The 24481-nt window shown below is 68.2% G+C and carries 23 protein-coding genes; 13 read left to right on the top strand and 10 right to left on the bottom strand.

From position 1 onward, the window contains the following. Positions 1-11 precede the first annotated feature (11 nt). The gene (locus ACFW3F_RS08985) at positions 12-884 is read right to left on the bottom strand and encodes a siderophore-interacting protein (RefSeq protein ID WP_388056405.1); all 873 of its coding nucleotides are present in this window, start codon (positions 882-884) and stop codon (positions 12-14) included. Positions 885-967: 83 nt separating this feature from the next. Between ACFW3F_RS08985 and ACFW3F_RS08980 the strand changes: the two genes are divergently transcribed. Both ACFW3F_RS08980 and ACFW3F_RS08975 read left to right on the top strand, forming a co-directional pair. Further along, on the top strand, positions 968-2074 hold the full coding sequence (locus ACFW3F_RS08980) for an enoyl-CoA hydratase/isomerase family protein (RefSeq protein WP_388056403.1): 1107 nt from the start codon (positions 968-970) through the stop codon (positions 2072-2074). A 124-nt stretch (positions 2075-2198) separates the two neighbouring features. Further along, on the top strand, positions 2199-2975 hold the full coding sequence (locus tag ACFW3F_RS08975; RefSeq protein WP_388056401.1) for an enoyl-CoA hydratase: 777 nt from the start codon (positions 2199-2201) through the stop codon (positions 2973-2975). Positions 2976-3024: 49 nt separating this feature from the next. Here the strand turns inward: ACFW3F_RS08975 and ACFW3F_RS08970 are convergent, their stop codons facing one another. Continuing rightward, positions 3025-3930, bottom strand: coding sequence for a LysR substrate-binding domain-containing protein (locus ACFW3F_RS08970; RefSeq protein ID WP_388056399.1), 906 nt, complete (start codon positions 3928-3930; stop codon positions 3025-3027). A gap of 91 nt (positions 3931-4021) precedes the next feature. On the opposite strand from ACFW3F_RS08970, the gene ACFW3F_RS08965 reads away from it, so the two are divergent. From ACFW3F_RS08965 to catC, 8 genes are all read left to right on the top strand, one after another. Then, positions 4022-5260: an acetyl-CoA C-acetyltransferase gene (locus ACFW3F_RS08965; RefSeq protein ID WP_388056397.1), complete on the top strand. Its 1239-nt coding sequence runs from the start codon at positions 4022-4024 to the stop codon at positions 5258-5260. Further along, positions 5257-6024 (top strand): 3-oxoadipate enol-lactonase, encoded by a 768-nt coding sequence (gene pcaD / locus ACFW3F_RS08960; RefSeq protein ID WP_388056395.1) that lies wholly within the window; start codon positions 5257-5259, stop codon positions 6022-6024. The genes ACFW3F_RS08965 and pcaD overlap by 4 nt, the downstream gene beginning before the upstream one ends. Further along, entirely contained in the window at positions 6021-6851 is an 831-nt protein-coding gene (locus tag ACFW3F_RS08955; RefSeq protein WP_388056393.1) for a CoA transferase subunit A, read from the top strand. The genes pcaD and ACFW3F_RS08955 overlap by 4 nt, the downstream gene beginning before the upstream one ends. 10 nt (positions 6852-6861) lie before the next feature. Further along, positions 6862-7521, top strand: a complete 660-nt coding sequence (locus ACFW3F_RS08950) for a 3-oxoacid CoA-transferase subunit B (RefSeq protein ID WP_388056391.1) — start codon at positions 6862-6864, stop codon at positions 7519-7521. Between the two features lie 153 nt (positions 7522-7674). Further along, positions 7675-8667: a LysR family transcriptional regulator gene (locus tag ACFW3F_RS08945; RefSeq protein WP_388056389.1), complete on the top strand. Its 993-nt coding sequence runs from the start codon at positions 7675-7677 to the stop codon at positions 8665-8667. After that, on the top strand, positions 8664-9767 hold the full coding sequence (locus tag ACFW3F_RS08940) for a mandelate racemase/muconate lactonizing enzyme family protein (RefSeq protein ID WP_388056387.1): 1104 nt from the start codon (positions 8664-8666) through the stop codon (positions 9765-9767). Before ACFW3F_RS08945 ends, ACFW3F_RS08940 begins: the two co-directional genes overlap by 4 nt. A gap of 62 nt (positions 9768-9829) precedes the next feature. Further along, positions 9830-10696: a catechol 1,2-dioxygenase gene (gene catA / locus ACFW3F_RS08935; RefSeq protein WP_388056385.1), complete on the top strand. Its 867-nt coding sequence runs from the start codon at positions 9830-9832 to the stop codon at positions 10694-10696. Continuing rightward, positions 10696-10989, top strand: coding sequence for a muconolactone Delta-isomerase (gene catC / locus ACFW3F_RS08930; protein ID WP_388056384.1), 294 nt, complete (start codon positions 10696-10698; stop codon positions 10987-10989). The genes catA and catC overlap by 1 nt, the downstream gene beginning before the upstream one ends. A 197-nt stretch (positions 10990-11186) precedes the next feature. On the opposite strand, the gene ACFW3F_RS08925 is transcribed toward catC, so the two are convergent. Beyond that, the gene (locus ACFW3F_RS08925) at positions 11187-12356 is read right to left on the bottom strand and encodes a metallophosphoesterase (RefSeq protein WP_388056382.1); all 1170 of its coding nucleotides are present in this window, start codon (positions 12354-12356) and stop codon (positions 11187-11189) included. 107 nt (positions 12357-12463) lie between these two features. On the opposite strand from ACFW3F_RS08925, the gene ACFW3F_RS08920 reads away from it, so the two are divergent. Then, a complete protein-coding gene (locus ACFW3F_RS08920) occupies positions 12464-13315 on the top strand; it encodes a sulfurtransferase (protein WP_388056380.1) in 852 nt (283 codons plus the stop codon). Between the two features lie 35 nt (positions 13316-13350). Here the strand turns inward: ACFW3F_RS08920 and ACFW3F_RS08915 are convergent, their stop codons facing one another. The 4 genes from ACFW3F_RS08915 to ACFW3F_RS08900 form a co-directional block, all read right to left on the bottom strand. Further along, positions 13351-14121 (bottom strand): GAF and ANTAR domain-containing protein, encoded by a 771-nt coding sequence (locus tag ACFW3F_RS08915; RefSeq protein WP_388056379.1) that lies wholly within the window; start codon positions 14119-14121, stop codon positions 13351-13353. A 67-nt stretch (positions 14122-14188) separates the two neighbouring features. Next, positions 14189-14980: a GAF and ANTAR domain-containing protein gene (locus tag ACFW3F_RS08910; protein ID WP_388056378.1), complete on the bottom strand. Its 792-nt coding sequence runs from the start codon at positions 14978-14980 to the stop codon at positions 14189-14191. Further along, positions 14977-15768: a GAF and ANTAR domain-containing protein gene (locus ACFW3F_RS08905; protein ID WP_388056377.1), complete on the bottom strand. Its 792-nt coding sequence runs from the start codon at positions 15766-15768 to the stop codon at positions 14977-14979. Before ACFW3F_RS08905 ends, ACFW3F_RS08910 begins: the two co-directional genes overlap by 4 nt. A gap of 51 nt (positions 15769-15819) precedes the next feature. Beyond that, the gene (locus ACFW3F_RS08900) at positions 15820-17130 is read right to left on the bottom strand and encodes a fatty acid desaturase family protein (RefSeq protein ID WP_388056376.1); all 1311 of its coding nucleotides are present in this window, start codon (positions 17128-17130) and stop codon (positions 15820-15822) included. 372 nt (positions 17131-17502) lie between these two features. On the opposite strand from ACFW3F_RS08900, the gene ACFW3F_RS08895 reads away from it, so the two are divergent. Continuing rightward, positions 17503-19656, top strand: a complete 2154-nt coding sequence (locus ACFW3F_RS08895) for an acyl-CoA dehydrogenase (RefSeq protein ID WP_388056375.1) — start codon at positions 17503-17505, stop codon at positions 19654-19656. A gap of 81 nt (positions 19657-19737) precedes the next feature. On the opposite strand, the gene ACFW3F_RS08890 is transcribed toward ACFW3F_RS08895, so the two are convergent. The 3 genes from ACFW3F_RS08890 to ACFW3F_RS08880 all read right to left on the bottom strand — a co-directional run bounded on the left by ACFW3F_RS08890 (position 19738) and on the right by ACFW3F_RS08880 (position 23154). Beyond that, the gene (locus ACFW3F_RS08890) at positions 19738-20055 is read right to left on the bottom strand and encodes a hypothetical protein (protein WP_086534062.1); all 318 of its coding nucleotides are present in this window, start codon (positions 20053-20055) and stop codon (positions 19738-19740) included. Between the two features lie 87 nt (positions 20056-20142). Then, the gene (locus ACFW3F_RS08885; protein WP_388056374.1) at positions 20143-22044 is read right to left on the bottom strand and encodes an alkyl/aryl-sulfatase; all 1902 of its coding nucleotides are present in this window, start codon (positions 22042-22044) and stop codon (positions 20143-20145) included. A gap of 111 nt (positions 22045-22155) precedes the next feature. Beyond that, entirely contained in the window at positions 22156-23154 is a 999-nt protein-coding gene (locus ACFW3F_RS08880; RefSeq protein WP_388056373.1) for a TIGR00341 family protein, read from the bottom strand. A gap of 118 nt (positions 23155-23272) precedes the next feature. Here ACFW3F_RS08880 and ACFW3F_RS08875 point away from each other — a divergent pair, with 118 nt between their 5' ends. Next, positions 23273-24388, top strand: coding sequence for an ADP-ribosylglycohydrolase family protein (locus ACFW3F_RS08875; RefSeq protein ID WP_388056372.1), 1116 nt, complete (start codon positions 23273-23275; stop codon positions 24386-24388). Positions 24389-24481: the final 93 nt, after the last annotated feature.

The raw sequence follows: 24481 nt of genomic DNA, 5'->3' as shown, positions 1-24481 counted from the left end.
TCTGCGCGTCCCTACAGTCCCGCCCGTTCGAGCGCCTCGTCGAACTCCTCCGAGGCCTGCTTCTCGCTCTTGCCGTCGGCGAGCGCCTCGCGGTAGACGGCGAACAGCTCGGCGCCGTGTCGGGCGTAGGCCCGCGTCCAGCGTTCGGCGTCGACGCGCCAGTAGCCGATGACGTCGTAGGACCGGCGGTCCCAGCGAAGGTTCCCGCGCAGGTGCTTGCGCACCGCGCGCGACTCCGCAGCCTCGCCGGCGAACCAGCAGTACGCGCCCGAGGTGGGCAGCGAGAGCCCGCAGACCGTGTCGGCGAGTCGGCTCGGCGTGCGGGAGTTCCCGCCGACCAGCGTGATCAGGTCGACGTCGCACTCGGGTAGGTAGGAGAGTTCGGTCGGTGCCGGAACCTCGACCACGGCAGTGACCCCGTCGGTCGACGGCAGTTCGTCGAGGATGCGCGCCAGGGCGGGGAGCCCGGCGAGATCGGCGGCGAGGATCAGGCGTTCGACGCCGGCGGGTGGCGCGTACCAGCTACGCGCGTGCGTCATCACCACGTCGTGCCCGGCCTCGGCGCGCTGCGCCCACAGCGTCGCGGGACCTGCGGCGTGGATGACGAAGTCGACGACCATCGTTCCGGCGGAGTGGTCGACCGAACGGATCGAGTAGTTCCGGCCGTCGGGCGCGGGTTCGATGTCGTAGTAGGCCCACGTGCCGTCGCGACATTCCATATCCGGTGTGACACGCTCGCCTTCGTGCGGGAAGTAGATGCCCACGGCTTCGTCGGCGCCGCCGGGCAAGCCGAGTCCTGGCAGATCTGTCACGTGGAAGACGATGCGACGCAGATTGGGCGTCAGGTCGGCGACGTCGACAACTCGTGCTCTGGAATAGCCCATGAGGTAACCCTAACCTGACCTGACTCGGGCCAAACCTGCCTGGGGCCGAACTTGACTTGGGACTGGACCCGGGTTACTAGGATATGCAACCATCTGACGAGCATGTCGGTGTGGAGAGGAGTTCGCCCGTGTCCGAACCATCGGTCCTGACGGAGGAGAACGGATCGGCGCGATCGCTGATCCTGAACCGTCCGAAGTCCATCAACGCCATCGATCACGAGATGGTCGGTTCGATGGCCGAGCATCTCGCGGCCTGGGCGGCCGACGACACGGTCGAGGTCGTCGTTCTCTCCGGGGCCGGTGAGCGAGGGCTGTGCGCGGGCGGCGACATCGTCGCCATCCATCGCGATGCGTCCGCGCTGAGTGGCGATCCCGAGTCGACCGACCTCGATGCCGAGCAGTCGCCGTCGGCGAAGTTCTGGTTCGACGAGTACCGGCTGAACGCGTTGATCTCCGGCTACCCCAAGCCGTATGTGGCGATCATGGACGGCATTGTGATGGGCGGCGGTGTCGGGGCGTCCGCGCATGGTGAGATCCGCATCGTGACCGATCGCACCAAGCTTGCGATGCCGGAGGTGGGCATCGGGTTCGTGCCCGATGTCGGTGGCACGCATCTGCTCTCGCGGGTACCGGACGGACTCGGAACCTACGCCGGTCTCACCGCAGGCCATCTGCGCGGTGCCGACGCCATCGCGATGGGCCTGGCAGACCATTTCGTCCCGTCGGAGTCCCTTCCGGCGTTCCTCGCCGCGATCGCCGAGTCGGGAGTCGAGGCGGCCCTGGCTGCCCATGCCGTCGACGCGCCCGCATCCGAACTCGCCGAACAGCGTGGGTGGATCGCGGAAGCGTTTGCGGCCGAGTCCGTCTCGGAGATCATCGAACGATGCCGCGCGGTGGGCTCACCCTTCGCCGACAAGACGGCCGACGCTATCGCCGCGAAGAGCCCGACCGCACTGGCGGTCACGCTGCGATCGCTGCGCGAGGCGGCCGGCGACGCGACCCTCGAGGACACGCTCGTCCGCGAATTCCGCGTCTCGGTGCGCTGCCTGCTGCATCCCGACATGGCCGAGGGCATCCGCGCCCAGGTCATCGACAAGGACCGCAATCCGAGCTGGGCCGCGTTCTCCGAGGACACCGTGGACGCTTTTTTCGCGCCGCTACCCGATGACCTCACGTTTCCCAACGCCTGACCGCGGCGACCCCCGGCACGAGCGCCGGGCCTTCCCCGCGTCCGGGATCAGCCCGTAGCATCCCGCCCGTACCACCGCGGCCCGTACCGTCCTGCGCCGTCATCGAATCGAAAGAGGACTCACTGTGACCGAATACCAGACCATCATCGTCGAGACCAGCGGCCGGGTGGGCATCGTCACCCTCAACCGCCCGAAAGCACTGAACGCTCTCAACACCGAGCTGATGAACGAAGTGGTCGGTGCCGTCCGGGAGTTCGACGTCGATCAGGGTATCGGCGCCATCGTGATCACCGGTTCGGAGAAGGCGTTCGCCGCGGGTGCGGACATCAAGGAGATGTCGTCGAAGTCCTACGCGGATGTGGTGAACGAGCAGTTCTTCGGCGCCTGGGATGAGCTGTCGCAGGCGCGCACGCCGATCATCGCCGCGGTCACCGGTTATGCGCTCGGCGGCGGTTGTGAGCTCGCGATGTTGTGCGACACCATCATCGCCGGCGACAACGCCGTCTTCGGTCAGCCCGAGATCAACCTCGGCGTCATCCCCGGCATCGGCGGTTCGCAGCGTCTCACCCGCGCCGTCGGCAAGGCGAAGGCGATGGACATGGTGCTGACCGGCCGGCAGATGAAGGTCGACGAGGCCGAACGCCTCGGTCTCGTGTCGCGGGTCGTTCCCAAGGAGGATTGTCGCGCCGCGGCCATCGAGGTCGCCGAGGTCATCGCCTCGAAGTCGCTGATCGCCGCCGCTGCCGCCAAGGACGCGGTCAATCGCGCCTTCGAGTCGAGCCTGGTCGAGGGCGTCCGCGCCGAGCGCGCGCTGTTCTACTCCACGTTCGCCACCGACGATCAGACCGAGGGCATGGCTGCCTTCGTCGAGAAGCGGGACCCGAACTTCACGCACCGCTGAGCGCGCTTGCTCCGCCGGTTGAGCCCACCTATCTGCCGGTTGAGCCCACCTATCTGCCGGTTGAGCTCGTCGAAACCCTCCGCAGCACGGTGAGGGCCCGGTCGACGAGCGGGGTCCGGCGCCCGTCCGGGAACGCGACGGCCAGTTCGACCTCGTCGTTGGTGTCCAGCGGCCGGTAGACGACGCCGGGTACCCCGAGCGCCGAGGTGGGTTCGGGAACCAGGGCGACCCCCACCCCGGCGGCGACCAGTGTCACGAGGGTCGACGTCTCCTCGACCTCGTGCCGGATGCGCGGGACGAATCCCGCGCGTCCGGCGGCCGCCGACAGGACCCCGTGCATGATCGACTTCCCGCCGCCCGCGTGCACGATGAAGTCGTCACCGCCCAGCAGTGCGAGGTCGACGGTCGCATCCGGTGCACCGTGGGCGAGCGGATGGTCGTGGGGCAGTGCCACGATGAGGCGGTCGCTGCGGATCGATTCGACCTGGAGTCCGCTCGTGTCGATCGGCATGCGCAGCAACGCGAGGTCGATGTCCCCCGATGCGAGCGCGGCGATCTGGGCGGGCGCCAGCATCTCGCCGCGAACGCTGACGTCCACATCCGGCAGTTCGTCGCTCAGTGCGCGTACCAGCGCGGGCAGCAGCGAGTAGGTGGCCGAACCCACGCAGCCGATCGCGAGGTTGCCCTGACGCCCGTCGGCGATCCGCTGCGCCTGCCGGGATGCGGCGTCGACCGAGTTCAGGATCGCGACGGCTCGCTGCAGGTAATCCGCGCCCGCCGGGGTCAGTTCGACGCGCCGCGTCGACCGGACCAGCAGCGCGACACCCAGCTCATCCTCGAGTTGGCGGATCTGTTGAGACAGCGGTGGCTGGGCCATGTGGAGGCGCTGGGCGGCCCGGCCGAAGTGCAGCTCCTCGGCGACGGCGCGGAAGTACCGCAGGTGTCGCAGTTCCATGCCGCCAGTGTAGGTGTTTGATATCTGCTGCATATCAAACGCGCCGATATGGATACTTCTCCATATCGACCCTGGTCCCTAGGGTGGACGCATGGCTTCTTCCAGCACGGCCGCGGGTACCGACGTCGTCGTCTGTTCTCCGCTGCGCACCCCGGTCGGGCGCATGGGTGGCGCGCTGTCGACGGTCCCCGTCACCCGCCTGGCCACCGACCTCCTGCGCGAGCTCGCGGAACGCACCGGACTCGGGGAGGGCGACGTCGACGACGTGATCCTCGGGCAGGGCTACGCCAATGGTGAGTCACCGGCGCTCGGCCGGATCGCGGCCCTGGACGCCGGTCTCGGTGTCGGAGTACCGGGGATGCAGATCGACCGTCGCTGTGGATCCGGATTGCAGGCGATCCTGACCGGGGCCGCGGCCGTCGCCACGGGTGGTGCCCGCCTCGTCGTCGCCGGTGGCGCGGAGTCGATGTCGACCGTCGAGCACTACGCACTGGGTCTGCGGTCGGGGATCAAGCAGGGCGGCGTCGAACTCCGTGATCGCCTCGACCGCGGGCGTCTGACCGCGGGCGGCCAGTCGCACCCGGTTCCGGGCGGGATGATCGAGACCGCCGAGAACCTCCGTGCGCGGTACGGCATCTCGCGGACCGAACAGGACGAGTTCGCGGCCCGTTCCCACGAGCGGGCGATCGCGGCGCATGACAGTGGTCGCTTCGCCGACGAACTGGTGCCCGTCACCATCCCGGGCCGACGCGGCCGACCCGACACCGTCGTCGACCGCGACGAGCACCCTCGCGCCGATGCCACCGCCGAAGCGCTCGGCGCCCTGCGTCCCATCCGCCTCAAGGTCGACGCCGAGTCGACGGTCACGGCCGGAAACGCATCGGGCCAGAACGACGGAGCGGCCATGGCCGTGGTCACCACGCGCGCAGAGGCTGAGCGTCGCGGACTCGAACCCCTTCTCGCACTGCGCTCCTGGGCCGTCACCGGTTGTGAGCCCGAGGTGATGGGCATCGGTCCGGTCGGTGCCACTGCCGCCGCACTCGGCCGCGCCGGCCTCACGCTGGACGAGATCGACCTCATCGAACTCAACGAAGCCTTCGCCGCCCAGGTGCTCGCCTGCCTGACGGAGTGGAAGGTCGACCCGACCGACGAACGGCTCAACCCCAACGGGTCCGGCATCTCGCTGGGTCATCCCATCGGCGCCACCGGCGCCCGCATCCTCGCCACTGCGGCGTACGAAGCGAGCCGTCGCGACTCCCGGTACGTCCTGGAGACGATGTGCATCGGTGGCGGACAGGGACTCGCCGCGATCTTCGAGGCGATCCGATGAGCGAGCAGGTCCACGCCGTGGTCAGCGGACGGGCCGATGGACCGGCGGTCGTGTTGTCCAACTCGCTGGGGTCGACGCACCGTATGTGGGACGCGCAGGTAGCGGCGCTCGAATCGCGGTTCCGGGTCGTGCGCTACGACACCCGCGGGCATGGTGAATCTCCGGTTCCGCAGGGCCCGTACACGATCGACGAACTGGCCGACGACGTGATCGCGCTGCTGGACCGGTTCGACATCGAACGCGCACACCTCGTCGGTCTCTCACTCGGCGGGATGACGATGATGCGCGTCGCCGCACGGAATCCCGAGCGCGTGGATCGACTGGCTCTGCTCTGCACTGCGGCGTATCTGGCTCCGGCACAGGGCTGGACGGTCCGCGCCGCACTCGTGCGCGCCGACGGAACCTCGGCGGTCGCCGCGGCCGTGGTCCAGCGCTGGTTCACGCCCGCATACCTCGACGCGAACACCGAGGCGCGTCAGGCGTACGAGGCGATGGTCGCCGCCACCCCCGCCGAGGGGTACGCGGCGTGCTGCGAGGCGATCGCCGCGATGGATCAGCGGCCCGACCTGTCGTCGATCGCCGCGACGACGCTGGCGATCGCGGGCGCCGATGACCCCGCCACCCCGCCGGATCTGTTGCGCGACATCGTCACTGCGGTGCCGCACGGCCGACTGCTCGTGGTCCCGGGTGCGGCCCACCTCGCCAACGCGGAGCAGGCCGACATCATCACACCCGCACTCATCGAACACCTGGAGCAGCAATGAGCACTCGCGACAGTGCCGCCACGGCGACGGTCGACCGTCCCGGCGGCCCGATCAAGCTCGCGGCGTCGGCGGCCGAGGCGGTCGCCGACATCCCCGACGGCGCGAGTATCGCGGTCGGCGGCTTCGGCCTCGCCGGTATCCCCGGTTTCCTCATCGACGCGCTCCTCGAGCAGGGCGCGGCGAACCTGACGATCGTCTCCAACAATTGTGGAGCCGACGGCGCGGGACTGGGACTGCTGTTGGAGGCCCGTCGCATCGACCGGGTCGTGGCGTCCTACATCGGTGAGAACAAGGAGTTCGGGCGCCAGTTCCTGTCCGGCGAGGTGACCGTCGAACTCACTCCCCAGGGCACCCTCGCCGAACGCATGCGCGCCGGTGGAAGCGGGATCGGTGCATTCTTCACCCCCACCGGGGTCGGCACGCTCGTCGCCGAGGGTGGACTTCCCTGGCGGTACCACTCCGACGGCACCATCGCGGAGGCGTCGCCGCCCAAGGAGGTTCGGACCTTCCACGGCCGGCAGATGGTCCTCGAGGAGTCGATCGTCACCGACTACGCACTCATCCGGGCCGCGGTCGTCGACACGGACGGCAACTGCCGATTCCACGCTGCGGCGCGCAATTTCAACCCGCCGGCGGCGATGGCCGGGCGTACCACGATCGTCGAGGCGGAGAAGGTGGTCGAGGTCGGCGAACTCGGGCCCGACGAGATCCATCTGCCCGGCATCTTCGTGCAGCGGATCGTCGAACTCGCCCCGGAGCAGGTCGCGCGCAAGGGGATCGAGAAGCGCACCGTCCGTCAACGTCCCACCGCATCGCCGTCAGCCTAGGAGTGTCGAGATGACCTGGACCCGTACCGAGATGGCCGCTCGCGCCGCCCGCGAACTCACCCCCGGTGACTACGTCAACCTGGGAATCGGGCTGCCCACCATGATTCCCGACCTGATGCCCGACAACTCCGGTGTCCACCTCCACGCCGAGAACGGCATCCTCGGCGTCGGACCGTTTCCCTACGACGACGAGGTCGACCCCGACCTCATCAACGCGGGCAAGCAGACCGTGTCGGTGTTGCCCGGGGCGTCGTACTTCGATTCGGCCACCAGCTTCGCGATGATCCGCGGCGGACACGTCGACGTCGCGGTCCTCGGTGGCATGCAGGTCGCGATGAACGGCGACCTGGCCAACTGGATGGTGCCGGGTGCGCTCGTCAAGGGCATCGGTGGCGCCATGGACCTCGTCAACGGCGCAGGCCGGGTCATCGTGCTGATGGACCATGTCACCAAACAAGGTGAACCCAAGCTGCTCGAGGGCTGCGCGCTCCCGTTGACCGGCCGCGCCGTGGTGAGCCGCGTGATCACCGACCTCGGTGTGTTCGACATTGCCGGAACGGGATTCGACGTCGTGGAGTTCGCGCCGGGCGTCGACCTGGGGATCGTCGAGGCCAAGACCGGCGCGCCGGTCACCGACCGCACCGCGGTCTACGCGGCGGCCGGGGCCTAGTTGACCCTGCTGCGCCGGCCAGTGGCCGATTGATCAACGAAATCGATCAATCGGTGCAAATTGAGTCTTTGTCATGTATGGATCGACGCTTTACCGTGAGACGTGTCCGCGGTCACAGCCGCGGTGGTCAATCGGTACGAGACGAGGTAGGTCATGGAGCTACGGCACTTGCGGTACTTCGCCGCAGTGGCCGACACCTGCCACTTCGGGCAGGCGGCGGAGTCGCTGCACGTGGCGCAACCCGCGCTGTCGTACGCCATCCGCCAACTCGAAGCCGAGCTCGACGTCACGCTGTTCACGCGGACCACCCGGCAGGTGTCGCTCACCCCGGCCGGGCAGTACCTCAGGGTCCAGGCCGGGCGCATCCTCGCCGGCGTCGATGAAGCAGTGGACGGCGTGCGCCGGATCGCCGCCGGCCGTAGCGGCCTCGTACGGGTCGGCATCACCGGCATCGCCGCCTTCTCCCACCTCCCGCGTATCGCACGGGTCGTCAAGCGTGAGTTGCCCGACGTGGATCTCCGTATCCAGTCCGACATGCTCACGCCGGGGCAGTGCGACGCCTTGCGTGCCGGTGCCCTCGACCTCGGAGTGCTCCGCCCGCCGGCGATCGGCGAGGACATCGAGACGAAGGTGATCGATGTCGAGCCGATGGTTCTCGCGGTCTCGGTCGATCACCGCCTGGCCGTCGAGCCGGTGGTCTCGGTCGCCGACCTCCGCAACGAGCCGTTCGTGCTCTACGACAGCCGGGACTCGGCGGTCAACGACGCCGCGATGCGCACCTGTCGCGCCGCTGGTTTCGTTCCCCATCGGGCCCATCAGGCGTCGGGTACCGCGGTGCTGCTGGCGCTGGTCGCCGCGGGCCTGGGGGTCTCCCTGCTCCCGGCCTCGGTGCGTTCGTTACCTCTGGACGGACTCGTCGTACGCGACCTCGTCGACGCCGACACCGTCGAGGTCGCCCTCGCCTGGAGGTCGGGGTCCGACGACCCGGTCGTCGCCGCAGTCGCCGACGTCATCGCCGCCGCCTTCGCCCCGGATGAAGCCATCAGCACCGATCCCACCTTCGTCGCCGAACCGGGCGACACCCGGGTCGCCGACCATCGTTCCGTGAGTGCCCGTCGGGGTGCTCGATCTGGAGAGAAACCGTGAAAATCACCGCTGTGGAGGCGATCCCGTTCGCCATTCCCTATGTGAAGCCGTTGAAGTTCGCGTCCGGTGAGGTACATGCCGCGACCCACGTGCTGGTTCGGGTGCACACCGACGCAGGCGTGGTCGGCGTGGCCGAGGCGCCGCCGCGCCCGTTCACCTACGGGGAGACCCAGGACGGCATCATCGCCGTGATCAACGGCATCTTCGCGCCCGCCGTGGTCGGCCTCACCCTGCTGGAGCGTGAGGTCGTCGCCGCGCGGATGGCTCGGACGGTCGGCAACCCGACTGCGAAATCCGCTGTGGACATGGCGATCTGGGATGCCCTGGGCAAGCTCCTGGGGTTGCCGGTCGGAGACATGCTCGGCGGCTTCACCGATCGGATGCGGGTCAGTCACATGCTCGGTTTCGCCGAGCCGGCCGCGATGGTCGCCGAAGCCGAGAAGATGGTCGAGGTCTACGGGATTCGCACCTTCAAGGTGAAGGTCGGACGTCACCCCGCCACCCTCGACACCGCGGTCGTCCGCGCGCTGCGCGAGCGATTCGGCGGTGATGTCGAACTGTATGTCGACGGCAACCGGGGCTGGACGGCCGCCGAGTCCGCGCGCGCCATGCGGGAGATGGCCGACCTCGATCTGCTCTTCGCCGAAGAACTCTGTGATGCAGCGGATGTGCTCGGTCGCCGATGGCTCGTCGAACAGCTGGGGGTCCCGTTCATCGCCGATGAGTCGGTGCCCACGCCGGCCGACGTCACCCGCGAGATCCTCGGCCGGTCGGCGACCGCCATCAGCATCAAGACCGCGCGTTCGGGTTTCACCACGTCACGTCGTATCCACCACCTCGCCGAGGGTCTGGGTGTTCCGGTCGTCATGGGCAACCAGATCGACGGCCAGATCGGAACGGCGTGCACCCTCGCCTTCGGCAGCGCCTTCGAATCGACCTCGCGCTACGCGGGTGAGCTGTCGAATTTCCTCGACATGGCCGACGACCTGCTGACCGAGCCGCTGCAGATCCGCGACGGCCACCTGCACCGTTCGACCGCGCCCGGGATCGGCTTCGAGGTCGATCCGGGCAAGCTCGACCGATACCGCACCGACAACTGAATGCACCACCCCGCAACACGTCTCGTGGCAGCCCCACGAACCGGAGCAACAAGGAGAAGGACATGACCACCACCGAGCATCCCCAGGAAGTCGCCACCGCGGCCGCGTCCGGCGCCTCCGCGACCGAGCGATTCCACGCGGACAAGTCGCCGTTCGAGGCAGTCAAGGACACTCCGCCCGAGCGCGTGGCGACCCTCATCAACGCGGTCCTCGCAGGCGTGCACGAGACCATCCGCGAGCACAAGGTCACCTACGACGAGTACAACGCCCTCAAGGCGTGGCTCATCAACGTCGGCGAGGACGGCGAGTGGCCGTTGTTCCTCGACGTGTGGGTGGAGCACGTCGTCGAGGACGTCGCGACCGAGCACCGCCAGGGCAACAAGGGCAGCATCGAAGGGCCGTACTACGTCCCGGACGCCCCGGAACTCGGCGCCAAGGGCACCCTCCCGATGCGCGACGACGAGACCGGTGACCCGCTGGTGTGGACCGGTCAGGTCCGGTCCTGTGACGGCACCGCCCTCGCCGGCGCCACAGTCGAACTCTGGCACGCCGACGACGACGGCTTCTACTCGCAGTTCGCACCCGGAATCCCGGAGTGGAATCTGCGCGGCAGCTTCACCGCCGACGACGAGGGTCGTTTCGAGATCACCACCATCCGGCCCGCGCCGTACATGATCCCGACCGACGGCTCGTGCGGAAAGATGATCTCCGCGGCCGGCTGGCATCCGTGGCGCCCCGCGCACCTGCACCTCAAGGTCTCGGCGCCGGGCCACGAGCAACTCACCGCACAGCTGTACTTCCCGGGTGACCCGCACAACGACGACGACGTCGCCAGCGCGGTCAAACCCGAACTGGTGCTGGACCCGCAAGACGACGGACAGGGCGGCTTCACCATCTCCTACGACTTCGTCCTGGACCCGGCGAAGTAATGCTCTTTCACGTGCGGATGGACGTCGGGATCCCCGACGACCTCGACCCCGCGGTGCGCGCTGACACGGTTGCCCGGGAGAAGGCGTACTCGCAGGACCTACAGCGCGCCGGCAAGTGGCCGCACATCTGGCGAATCGTCGGGGAGTACTCGAACTACTCGATCTTCGACGTCGAGTCGAACGACGAACTGCACACCCTGCTGTCGGGTCTGCCGCTCTTCCCGTACATGAAGATCAAGGTCACCCCGCTGGCGACCCACCCGTCGGACATCAACGGCCTTACCGCTCCCTGATCCGAAAGAACCGCCTAACCATCGCTCCCTGAGGAGCAGCCGGAGCTTGCGGAGGCTGCGTCACGAAGGGTCTTCGCAACTCGTCTCGCCAGGACCCTTCGTGGCTCGTCGCTAACGCTCCTCGCACCTCAGGGGGCGGGGATGACGCTCGCAGGCTCGTTCTTCAGGGGGCGGGGATGACGCTCGAGGCTCGCACCTCACGACGCAGGGGGTGCCGATCGCAGCGTGAGGATCGTGATCTCGGGTGGTGTCAGCACGCGCACCGGCGGTCCCCACGCGCCGGCACCGCGGGTGGTGTACACGACGGTGTCACCGATCTTGTCGAGCCCGGTGATCGTGGGCTGCTGGGCGCGGACGAGGTAGCGGATGGGCCACAGCTGTCCGCCGTGCGTATGCCCCGACAGCTGCAGATCGACGCCCAGGTCGGAGGCCTCGACCGCCTGCTTGGGCTGGTGGGCGAGTAGCAGGGTGAAGTCGTCGGGGGACGATCCCGCCAGGGCCGCCGGAAGATCCGGCTCGTACGGTTCCGGTGCGGTGGCGTCGTGGATGCCCGCGAGGGTGATGGTCGCACCGTCGACCTCGATGGGCACCCGTGCATTGCGCAACGTGCGCACGCCGAGTTCTTCCCAGACGTCGAGCCAGCGGCCGCCGTCGTCTGCGTAGTACTCGTGATTTCCGCTGACGCCGAAGACGCCCAGCGGCGCCTGCAGATCCGCAAGAGGTTCGAGGGTGTCGCGGACGTTCGGGATGGTGCCGTCGGTCAGGTCGCCGACGAGGACGACGAGATCGGGCTTCTGCTCGTTGACGTCGTCGACGACGCGCTGGGTGAACGACGCGTCGCGGGCGGGACCGACGTGCAGGTCGGAGATGACCGCGATGCGCGTCCCGTCGAACTGCGGCGGCAGGCTCGCGAACGTGGCGTCGACGTCGACGATCTGTGGCCGAGACGCCTCGAAGACGCCGTACCCGGTGACCCCGAGCGCGACGACCACGACCGCGGCCGTCGCGACCCGGAGCTTGCTGAGTCGACGGGCCGCAAGCGAGGGATTGTCCTGCACCCCGGATCGCCGCCGCCGGATCGAGCGGACGATGTGCGCGGCGAACGAAACGAGGCCCACCACCGCGAGTCCCAGGAACAGGTAGAACACGGCGGCGAGCCAGATCAGCCCGATGGTGCCGATCGGTCGCGCCCACGACGGGTCGAGCACACGTCCGGCGCCGAAGCCGATGAGGGCGAGCGCCCACAGGACGATCAGCGCGACGTCGGCGACGATCGACCAGGGCCGCGGAAGGGCGGTTGCGCGGACGATGCGCCGGTGCAGCCAGAAGGTGATGAGTCCGAAGACGACGGCAGGAAACAACGCCACGGATGGACTCCTGAGGGTGTTGACGACAGGGCTGCGGTTGGCCAGGTGCCCGGTCACGGGCGGATTGCCCCATTCTGCCATCGCTTCCCGTTGGTACCCTCGCCGCCATGAACGAGGTCCTCATCACCCCACTCGAGCTGGCCGAGTCGCTGCTGGCGACTCCGCCGGTCCTGCTGGATGTGCGTTGGCAGCTGGGCGACTTCGACGGCCGGCGCGCCTATCGCGAGGGTCACATCCCCGGCGCGGTCTACGTCGATCTCGACTCCGAGCTGGCGGCCCCGCCCTCGGGTCCGGTCGGGGGCCGCCACCCGCTGCCCGACGTCGCCGACCTCCAGGAGGCGGCCCGGCGGTGGGGGATCGATGACGGTGTGCCGGTGGTGGTCTACGACGACTCCGGCAATCTCGCGGCCGCCCGGGCCTGGTGGCTGCTGCGCTGGGCGGGAGTCGCCGATGTGCGACTCCTCGACGGCGGCCTCGCGGCGTGGCGTGCGGAGGGCCTGCGGACAACGACGGGGGACGGCGGCCGACCGCGGCCCGGCAGGGTGACCCTCACGGCCGGACATCTGCCGGTCGCGACGATCGACGAGGTGGCGGCTGGGCCGGAACACCTGCTCGATGCCCGGGCCGCCGAACGGTATCGGGGCGATGTCGAACCCGTCGATCCGCGCGCCGGTCACATACCGGGCGCACTCAGTGTGCCGACGGCGGACAACGTCGACGCATCCGGTCGTTTCCGTCCGGCCGATGAGCTACGACGCCGCTTCGCGGGTTTCGGCCTCGACTCGGCGGCGGGGCCCGGCGTGGTGGTCTACTGCGGCTCCGGGATCAACGCGGCGCACCAGATCGCGGCGCTCGCCATCGCGGGGATCGACGCGACGCTGTTCCCGGGTTCGTTTTCGCAGTGGTCGTCGGACCCGGGGCGACCGGTCGTCGAGGGGACCCGCCCGGAAGAGGCATAGTCGAGTCGGCGATGTGTGGCCAGACGTCGGCGTGCCTAGGACTTGAGCGATCGGTTCGAACGGTCGGACTTGATGGGGTGGTCGGCGTCGACCAGTCGGGCCGCGACCTCGGACACCGGACAGTTGGTGTCCTGGGAGAGCTGGCGAAGGATTCCGAAGGCCTGCAGCGAATCGGTGTCGTAGCGTTCCATGATCATGCCCTTGGCCTGACCGATGATGTCGCGGCTGGCCAGCGCACTGCGGAACTGCTGGCCGCGTTTGGCGGTGTCGAGGGCGATGGCCGCGTGGGTGGCCAGCATCGTGGCGAGGTCTTCGGTGTTCGGGTCGAAGGCATGCGGGGTCTCGGAGAACAGGTTGAGGGCTCCGAGCTCGAGGTCGGTCACGTAGAGCTGCAGCGACAAGCACGCCCGGATCGGGGTGTCGGTGCGTACCGCGGTGATGAAGGACGGCCACCGGTCTTCGGTGTCGACGTCGTCGATGATCACGGTCTGCTGGAGCCAGATCGCGTCGAAACACGGTCCCTGGCCGTGCTCGTGTTGCAGTGCGTCGAACGTGCGCGCAACCGGTCCGGTCTCGGCGGTCGACTCCAACTCCGGGGGTCGAGTGCGGTGGCGCTTGTGCACGAGGGTGATTCCGGCGTGATCGACCGCGGCCAGTAGACGCACCGCCGACTCGGTGACGTGATCGAGCACGTCTGGTGGGGTGACGGCATCCTCGGCCGACCCGTGCACGGCTCGGGCGAGGCGGGCGATGTGCGTGTGGACGTCGGCACCGTCGACGGCGGACATCTCGTCGGGTGCGGTCATGGTCGAGGGTCATCCGGCGTCACGAACACCAGCGTAGGCAACTCGCTGCGAAAGCGATCGGTATCGCTCATACGCGCGGTCCGGGTGACTCGGTCGGCCCGGGTCGGTGTGTGTCGCCGACTCGGTCCATCTCCCGGAGAATCCGCTCGGCCGGCAGAACGCGCGTTAGCACTTGTCGCACGACCTCGCTCAGGTGTAGCTGGTTGTCGCGGGCGTAGCTGCGCAAAGCGTCGAAGGCCTGGTCCATGTCGAGGTCTCCGCGGTGGGCGAGAAAACCCTTGGCCTGCTCGAGTGCGGCTCGGCTGTGGAGGGTGCTGCTGAGCTGTTCGCTGATCTGCGCGGTGTCCTCGGAGCTCGGCGCGCCGCGCACGATCGCGATGCTGGCCACATGGGCCAGTGCTTGTGCCAGATCGAGGTCGCCGCCGCTGAGGTCCCCGGCCCGGGTGCCGAACAGGCCGAGGGCGCCGAGGACGAAATCGTGCAGACGCATCGGGACAGCGTGTACCGACACGATCCCGGCTGCAGCTGCGGCGTCGACGAACTGTGGCCACCGGTGACGGTGGTCGTCGAGGTTCGCGGCGCTGACGGGTTCCCCGCTGTGGTAGCAGTCCAGGCAGGGGCCCTGGGCGCGCTGGAGCTGGAAGAGCTCCAGGGCCCTGGTGGCTTCGGATGAGGCTGCCACCACATGCAGGGTGGCTCGCTCGTCGGCGAGAAGCAGCCCGGCCGAGGCGATGTCGAGGATGTCGGCGCAGTTGCTGGTCAGGTCGTTGAGCAGCTCTATGACGTCGAAATCGCCGACGAGGTTGTTGGCGATCGACACGAACGCCTCGGTGACCTTGTGTTCGCGATTGTGATTCATCGGCCCGGTAGCCCCCTCGGTGAGTTCGTCGGGCCGTCGTCGTCGCTGCCGCTGCTGTCGTCGCTGTCGAGTCGAAGGCGACGCTCGACGATGTCCCAGGCGACGTCGCTGGCGGTGCGACCGCTCATGAAGGCATGCGCTCGAAGTCGGGCCAGTGCCTCGGCAGGCGGCAGATCGAGTTGGCTCATGATCATCCCCGTCGCCTGGTAGACCTCGACGCGTTCCAGGGACCCCAGCTCGCTCCAGCTGTCTCCGTCCCCTTCGCCTTCAGCCGCTGCCGCCCAGTCTGTTTCGGTGCTCATCAGGTCCAGCATGGGAAGCGCGGCGAGCTCGGCTGCCCACAGCGCACCATCGGTCGCATACGGACTCAGTGGTCCCGGGGTGGTGCGGTAGAGGTCGAGCACCCCGGAGTACATCGTCGCGATCGTGGTGGGAAATGCGAACACGGCCCGTACGCCGCTGGCCAGCACGGCCGGGGTGAACGCCGGCCACCGCTGCTCGTGGGGGTCGTCGAGGTCGGTGGCGAAGATCGGGCCGCGCGCGGCCACGGCGTCCAGGCACGGTCCTTCACCGAAGGTGAACTGGAACTCGTCGATGCGTCTGCTGAGTTCGCTGCTCGATCCGAAGGTGCCCCGTGTGGTGCCGCTGGTGATGATGGACACCGCAGCCCCGTCGACCGGAAGCAATCGGACACAGGCGGCGCACAACCGATCGGCGGCCTTGAGACCTCCGCCCACGCCGGTCATCGCTGAGGCGAGATCGCTGCGCAATTGGGAGCGCGCGCTCACCATGGGCTCCTCAGTGGGCCCCGCGCCGTCTTCATGTGATCAACCGTAGTCTCAACACGCTGTTGCCTGGTCCGGCGCGACCACGATCCACGATTGCCGCGTCGGTATCCGTCCGCGACCGGTCGACCTCTTCCTCGCCTCCGCAAGGGCTGTGCGAAGTCCGACGCGTGTGCCCGCCCTCGGAGTCAACCGGTTCACCAACGGCACCGAGGAGCGGAATCGTTGCTCCGAACCGGTTTCCGGGGCGTCGTGCGATGAACGACGGAGGAATCGGTCGGGGAGAGCGAGTTTGTGGATGGTGCGAAGCGCGAGCAGGTACTGATGTGCCAGAGAACCGGTGGTGTAGGGGAGGTCGTAGCGCTCGCACAGTGCCTGCACACGACGCGAGATCTGACGGTAGCGGTTGCTGGGCAGGTCGGGGAAGAGGTGGTGTTCGATCTGGTAGCACAGGTTCCCGCTCATGAACGCCATGATCGGTCCGGCGCGAAAGTTCGCGCTGCCCAACATTTGTCGTAAGTACCAGTGCGGTCGGGTCTCCGATGCGAAGTCGCTCATGGTGAACTTCTCGGCGCCGTCGGGAAAGTGCCCGCAGAAGATCACCACGTAGGCCCACAGGTTGCGGAGCACGTTCGCGGTGAGGTTCGCGGTGATGGTCGAGCGAAACGCGGGTCCGGTCAGCGCGGGGAAGACGACGAAGTCTTTGACGAGTTGTCTACCGATCTTGTGGGAGAACTCGCGACCGCTCCGCGCGGACGGGGCCGGGAGCCCCACGGGGACCGGTACCGCCGTCGCGGCCTCGCGAGCCTTCACCGAGTCGAGGTCGTGCCGGGCGATACCCCACTCGAAGGTCAGAGCCAGCACGATGTTGGCGAGCGGCTGCAGCGCGTTGGCCGGCCGCCACGGGACGTCCCGTGTCATGCGGATGACGCCGAAACCGATGTCGTCGTCCATCCCGACGATGTTGGTGTAGACGTGATGGGAGTAGTTGTGCGCCTGCTTCCAGTGCCTGGACGGCCCGACCTGGTCCCATTCCCAGTTCGTGCTGTGCAGTTCGGGATCGTTCATCCAATCCCACTGCCCGTGCATGATGTTGTGGCCCAGTTCCATGTTCTCGATGATCTTCGAGCACGCCAACAGGCCGGTCCCCACGATCCAGGCCGGACGCCACCTGGACCCGAGCAAGACCACGCGCCCGCCGATCTCCAGCGACCGCTGCAGGGCGACGGTCCGATGGATGTATCGGGCATCGCGTGCCCCTCGATCGGCTTCGACGTCCGACCGGATCGAGTCCAATTCCGCAGCGAGCGAATCGATGTCGGCGTCGGACAGATGTGCATACTCTGCGATGTCAGTGATGGCCATGTCGGCTCCTGTCTGCTACCGGCACACTCATCGCGCTGACGGTGCATCTCGAGCAACCGATGGTGTCGGGGAGGGGTCGTTGTCCTCGATATGTCCGTCCGGTCCGAACGGACCCGAGCGCGTCTGAGCGGTGTGCAGGTGGCGGAGTCCTCCCAGCACCTGTGTGTGATCAGGTAGTACCCATCCGAAGTATCGATCAACCGGATCACGCGGTATCGGAGGGAGTTCTCCGTCACAGCGCGGTATCGGCCGGCCCCGACCCCGTCGTCCAGCGAGCGCGTCGGGAACGTATTCGATGAGTTTGTCTCAAGCGTCCACCCCGGAACGGGCGGAGATGGTGTGATCGGGTGACCGACGATCCCGGGAGTCGCCATGAGCATTGCCCTGACCGAAGACCACGTCGAACTCGCCTCGGTGGTGCGCGAATTCATCGTCGACCGCAAGGTGCGGGCGCAGGCGCGCGAGCGTCTCGACGCGTCCGAGGAGACCAGACCCACCTTCTGGCAGGAGACCGCCGACCTCGGGTGGCTCGGCCTGCACGTCGCCGAGGAGTACGGCGGTTCCGGTTTCGGCATCGCTGAGTTGGTCGTCGTGACAGAGGAATTCGGTCGCGCGGTGGCGCCGGGGCCGTTCTTGCCGACGGTCATCGCCTCGGCGATCCTGAACCATGCCGACGACGAGACGCGAGCCCGCTGGCTGAGGTCACTCGTCGACGGCACGATCACCGCGGGTGTGGGGCTCGCTCCGGGACTGGCCGAATCCGGCGGCACGGTCTCCGGCGAGGTCGACGCGGTCCTCGGCGCCCCCCTCGCGGATCTGCTGATACTCGTCGCGGCCGACGACGTGCTGGTGGTCGAGTCGTCGCAGACGGGTGTCGAGGTGGGCGCGCAGGCCGACCTCGATCCGACCCGGCGGTCGGCCAGGGTGTCCCTGTCCGATGCCGCCGTCGTCCGTCTGCCGAGACTCGCGGCCACTGCGCTGGCCCTCACCCGGACGCTGGTCTCGGCCGAAGCCGTGGGCGGTGCGCGGGACGCGCTGGACACGGCGGTGGCCTACGCGAAGGTGCGCGAGCAGTTCGGTCGGACGATTGGCTCGTTCCAGGCCGTCAAACACCACTGCGCGAACATGCTCGTGGGTGCCGAGGCCGCCACGGCGGTGGTGTGGGATGCCGCACGGGCGGCCGACGAGGAGGCCGACGCCTTCGGACTGGTGGCGGCGTCAGCCGCGGCGCTGGCACTGCCCACGTATACGCGAAATGCGGAGCTGAACATCCAGGTGCACGGTGGCATCGGGTTCACCTGGGAGCACGACGCGCACCTGCAGCTGCGCCGCGCCACCGTGCTGCAGGCGTTCTTCGGCGGACAGCGACCGGCGCGTGACGTGTACGAGTTCTCCGCAGCCGGCGTGACCCGTGCCAACAGCCTGGACCTTCCGCCCGAGGCCGAGGAACTCCGGACGCGCGTGCGCGCCGACATCGCCGAGATCGCCGCTGCCGACGAGTCCGGGCAACGGGAGAGACTGATCGACACCGGCTACGTCATGCCGCATTGGCCTACGCCGTGGGGACGCGCGGCGGACTCGGTCGAACAACTCGTCATCGAGGAGGAGATGGCTGCGGCGGGTGTGAAGCGCCCGGACTACAGCATCACCGGCTGGGTCATCCTCACTCTCATCCAGCAGGGCACGCAGGACCAGATCGACCGGTTCGTGCGGCCGGCCCTGCTAGGGGACGAGGTGTGGTGTCAGTTGTTCTCCGAGCCGGGCGCGGGGTCGGACGCGGCGGCCGTCACCACCAGGGCCACGCGCGTCGACGGCGGCTGGCGCATCAACGGCCAGAAGGTGTGGACCAGCGGCGCGCACCTGTGCCGGCGTGGTCTGGCGACGGTCCGGACCGACCCGGAGGCCCCCAAACACAAAGGCATCACCGCGGTGCTGATCGACATGAAGGCACCCGGGGTCGAGGTGCGCCCACTGCGCCAGATCACCGGCGGGTCCGAGTTCAACGAGGTGTTCTTCACCGACGTCTTCGTCCCCGACGCCGACGTCGTGGGGACTCCCAACGACGGCTGGGCCGTGGCGCGCGCGACCCTCGGCAACGAGCGGGTCAGTATCGGCGGCGGTGCGCCGGGCAGCGACGGTGCCGTGCAGCAGATGGTGGCGCTCGTCGCGGGCTACGGGGAGCGGGTGGAGGGAGCGGCAGCAAAGGTCGGAGACTTCCTCGCCGTCGAAGACGCGCTGCGGCTGCTGAATCTGCGCCGCGCCGCCCGGTCGGTGGTGGGCGCGGCCCCCGGACCCGAGGGCAACGTCACGAAACTGCTTCTCGCCGAACACCTCAGCGATCGCGCTCATCTCGCCGCGGAACTACTCGGACCCGACGTCGCGTTCTCCACCGGCCCCGGCAAGCTGGCGGGTCTGCTGATACTCGGCGCCCGCGGGATGTCGATCGCGGGCGGGACGTCGGAGATCACCCGCAACCAGATCGCCGAACGGATCCTCGGGTTGCCGCGCGACCCGCTCATCCGCTGACGGGAGCTCTGCTCCCTGAGGTGCGAGCGAAGCGGGGGTTGCTCTGCTCCCTGAGGTGCGAGCGAAGCGAGCCTCGAAGGGTCACCGTCGCCCGGGCGGGGGATCACCGGCCGGGCGCAATGCCCACGACGGCACCCAGTGCGTGACCTTCTCCTGCCGGTCCTTGGAGGTGATCGTGTAGGTGACCTTGCCGTACCAGGCCCCCCACTCGTCCCGCCCCCATTCGGTGAGGACGCCGAGGTGCACAGACCGGATCTGTAGCCCGTCGGGGTGATACTCGCCGCTGAAGTGGGGTGCGTTGGGGTAGAGAGCGCCGAGATCGATGAGCACGGCCTTGTGACCGACGCGAACGAACGCCGGCCGGTGTGGCTGGCCGTTGTCCCCGCCAATCCACTTCATGCCCACCCGCACAGTTTCGCACGTGTGTTCGATAGATGTCACCTCCGGCCGACGCCACCGGGGCAGCAGGCGTGACGTGGCCGGGCGCTAGGGTGTCACGATCGCGAAATCGGGGTCGGGATCGTCCAGGTAACCCGCGAGTTCGTTCAATGCGCCCAGATCGCCCTCGGCTGCGACGTCTCCGGCGGCGACGGCGGTGCCCAGGTCCACGACCCCGAGGAGTAGCGCCAGCAGGGTCTGCTTCGTCAGGGTGAACGTTGCCGCCACGCGGTCGTCGGCGTCGGCATGATCCACGTCGAAGTGCACGAGGAGGCCGTTGCGCAACTCCGACCGATGACGCCGGTCGACGTCGGTGATCTGCCAGTCGAGGACGATCTGGGCGTCCCAGGCCGCCGGTCCGTTCACGCGCAGGGCGATGGCGTCGAAGATCTGATCGACCGACATGGCGGCGACGATGTCGGCGGCTGCGGCCGTGGTGGGGGTCCCGACTGGTCCGTTGCGCAACTCGTACGCCCCCATGAGGAAGAAATTGCGCCAGGTGCCGTTCTCGGAGCCATAGCCCAACTGCTCGAATGTGTCCGCTTGCAGGTTCCGGGCATCTTCGTGCGTGGGGTCGGCGAAGATGACGTAGTTCAGAACCTGCGCCGTCCAACGGAAATCGCCGTCGTCGAACGACCGGCGGGCTTTTCGGACGACCTCGTCAGAACCGCCCATGAACTCGACGTGCCGCGTCGCCGATTCGACCGGCGGATGCTCCCAGAGGTGGGCGGGATTGCCGTCGAACCAGCCCATGTAGCGCTGGTAGATCGCCTTGACGTTGTGGCTCACCGAGCCGTAGTAGCCATGCGTGTGCCAGACGTTTGCCAGCGCGGGTGGTAACTCGATGTCTTCGGCGATCTCGAGGCCGGTCCTGCCCTTGTTGAGCTGTCGCAGTGTCTGATCGTGGAGGTATCCGTAGAGATCGCGCTGCAGTGAGAGGAACTCCGTCAGCTCCGCGGTTCCCCACGTCGGCCAGTGATGGGACGCGAAGAGCACGTCCGAGCGCGCGGCGAAATCGTTGATCGCCTCGGTAAGGTATTTCGACCACACATGTGGATCGCGCACCAGGGCGCCGCGCAAGGTCAGCAGATTGTGCAGGGTGTGGGTGGCGTTCTCGGCCATACAGAGCGCGCGCATCTGCGGGAAGTAGAAGTTCATCTCGGCGGGGGCTTCGGTGCCGGGGGTCAACTGGAACTCGATGGTGACGCCGTCGATGGTCTCGGTCTGTCCGGTGGTGGTGACGTCCAGGGTGGGCGCGATCAAGGTCGCCGTTCCGGTCGACGTGGACTGACCGAGTCCGGCGCCGATGGCACCCCGCGGACCCCTCGGGAGCGCGGCGCCATACATGTAGGCGGCCCGCCGCGCCATCGCGGTCCCCGCGTACACGTTTTCGGCGACTGCGTGCTCGACCATGCCCACCGGCGCGATGACCAGGCACTCACCCGCATCGACGGACTCCTGCGTGGTGACCCCCTTGACGCCACCGAAATGGTCGATGTGTGAATGGGTGTAGATGACCGCGGTCACCGGGCGGTCGCCGCGGTGCTCGCGATAGAGGCGGAGTCCGGCGGCCGCGGTCTCCTGGGAGATGAGCGGGTCGATGACGATGACGCCGGTGTCCCCCTCGACGAGGGTCATGTTCGACAGGTCCAGCCCGCGGATCTGGTAGATCCGTCCGGTCACCTCGAAAAGGCCTTGTCGGGCAACGAGGCTCGACTGCCGCCACAGGCTGGGGTGCGCGGTGGAGGGCGCATCGTCGTTCAGAAAGGAGAACTCGTCGCAATCCCACACCGGACTTCCGTCGCGGCCCGCGACGACGGGGGGATCGAGTTCGGCTACCAGTCCACGTGTGGTGGCCTCCAGGTCTCGCGTGTCCTGGAAGGGTAGCTGCGCTCGCGCAGCCGAGTTGGCTTCCGCCACAGAAGGGACCGCGTCTCGTGACATTGCCATGTGCTTGACCTCGTCGATTCTGATGTGGGATGTCCGGTGAAAAGGACGGTGACCGATTGTGTGGGTACGACTCTGGCAGAGGGTGATGTCCCATGGCGGTTTTCGATGATTTCAGCCGGCGGCCGACCGCTCGCCGACCGTGTGGACGACGACGACCTCGGGGTTCCAGGGCACGAGCTCGTCGACCGTCGTCTGGAGTTCTTCGATCGGCGGAAGGTCCGGTGGCGACAACACGCTGACCGTCACCGTGTCGCCCGTCCAGGAGACACCCGTGACCTCGGACGTGTCGTCCCCACTCGAGTGCAGCCACGAGTCCGCCGCGGTCGCGATCTGGCGTGACCACAGCGATGACAGGGAGTTCGCGACCATCGGGACGGTGACGACGACGAGCGCGATGGCGAGTACCGCGTAGGCCCGTCGTCGCGAAGGACGTGAATGGCGTTCGCCGACGGGCTCCTCCGCGGCCTCGCGACCGTAACCCGCGATCGTCAGCACGACCAGACTGGTGATGATCATCGCCACCACATTCGACGCGAAGAGCACGAAGGCGCCCAGCGCGAGCGACGGCGCGCCCGACCCCAGGCATACCCCGACGACCCCCAGCGGCGGTACCAGGGAGATGGCGATGGCCACGCCGGGCAACACGTCACCGACGTCGCGACGTGTGATGGCGACTGCGCCGGCCATTCCGGTGGCCAGTGCGGCGAGGAGGTCGACGAGCGTCGGCGATGTCCGGCCCAGGACCTGCGAATTGGCGAGCACATTGGTCGGGTTGGGGAGCAATTGGGCGAACACTACGCCGAGGATCGTCACCAGGACCACCCCGGCGAGCACGTAGCCGAGGCTTGCGAGTACGAGTCGGCCACGGCCGGTGACGATTCCGAGGCCGACGCCGAGGATGGGGGTAGACAGCGGCGCAACGATCATCGCACCGATGACCGTCGCCGTGCTGTCGGCGACGACACCCGACACTGCGATGATGCCGGACAGGGTGAGCATCAGCCAGAAAGCGCTGCGTTTGGCGGCGCGGTCACCGATCGAGAAGTCGAGACGTTCGTCGATCTCACCCAGGGTGCGACGCTGGGAAGCGGGGATGAGGGAGAGCGTCATCGGAGCCCCTTCGTCTCGAGGTCCTGTTGAAAATACCCCGCCGCGGTCCGCTGTCCAGCGAGTTCGGGCCGCGCATGTGACCATGGGGAAACGCCGGGGAGAACTCTAGGGGGCGACGATGGATCGATTCACCGGGTGTCTACTCGCGGGGGCGGTCGGCGACGCCCTGGGCGGGGCGGTCGAGTTCTCCACCCGGAAAGCGATTCTCGAGCGGTTCGGAGCCAGAGGGATCACCTCGTACGCGGAAGCGTACGGCGACGTCGGCACCATCACCGACGACACCCAGATGACGCTGTTCACCGCCGAAGGGTTGCTTCGCGCGTGGGCGCGTGACTGCACCGGAGGCATCTCCTGTTACGCAGCAACGACGGCCCGCGCGTACCTTCGCTGGTTCATCACGCAGGGCGGGCACCCTCGGCACGGGGTGCTGGCGACTGCCGAACGGTCGAGCTGGTTGGCCGATCATCGGGAGTTGCACAACCGGCGGGCACCCGGCGCCACCTGCCTCGAGGCGCTGCGGGTGACCACTCGTCCTGGCGCGCCCGCCGACAACGACAGCAAGGGGTGTGGCGGCGTCATGCGGGTAGCGCCCGTGGGGTTGTTCGCGGCTCGCGCCGAGTGGTCGGCCGCAGGCACTTTCGACCTTGCGGTGACGCTTGCGACGCTCACGCACGGGCACCCCTCCGGTTCGCTGCCTGCCGGTGTCCTCGCGGTCGCGATCCGCGATCTGGCCGTCGGGGCGAGCCTTCCCGAGGCGCTGACGGTCGCGAAAGGGGTTCTCCGGACTCGCGCCGGTCATGAGGAGACCCTGGCAGCGCTCGACGCCGCCGAGGCACTGGCCGGTTCGAGCCTGTCCCACGAGGCGGCGATCACGCGTCTCGGCGGCGGGTGGGTCGGCGAGGAAGCGCTCGCGATCGCGGTCTACTGCGCGCTCGCGGCCGACGACCTCGAGCACGCGGTGATCTTGGCGGTCAACCACGACGGTGACTCCGATTCCACGGGTGCGATCGCCGGCAACCTGCTGGGTGCGCGCGACGGCGTCGCAGCAGTTCCGCAGCGCTGGCTCGAGACGCTCGAACTCCGTGGCGTCATCGTCGAGATGGCAGGCGACCTCTACGACTTCGTGGACTGGGACATCACCGAGACCGGTACGCAGGCCGGGTCGCATCGGTGGATCGAGAAGTACTGGGGACCGCGCCCCGGGACGACCTCCGGCCTTCACCCGGTGGGCTGAGCTCCGCGGCGCGATCGGCGTCATCAGCGTTGTCGGCGGAAGCGTGGCAGGTCAAGGCCGCGTCGTGGTGTCGACGAGGTGCGCAATACGACC

The organism is Gordonia sp. NPDC058843, assembly GCF_042743165.1.
Lineage (GTDB): Bacteria > Actinomycetota > Actinomycetes > Mycobacteriales > Mycobacteriaceae > Gordonia.
This window is presented reverse-complemented; position numbering and strand designations above follow the sequence as displayed.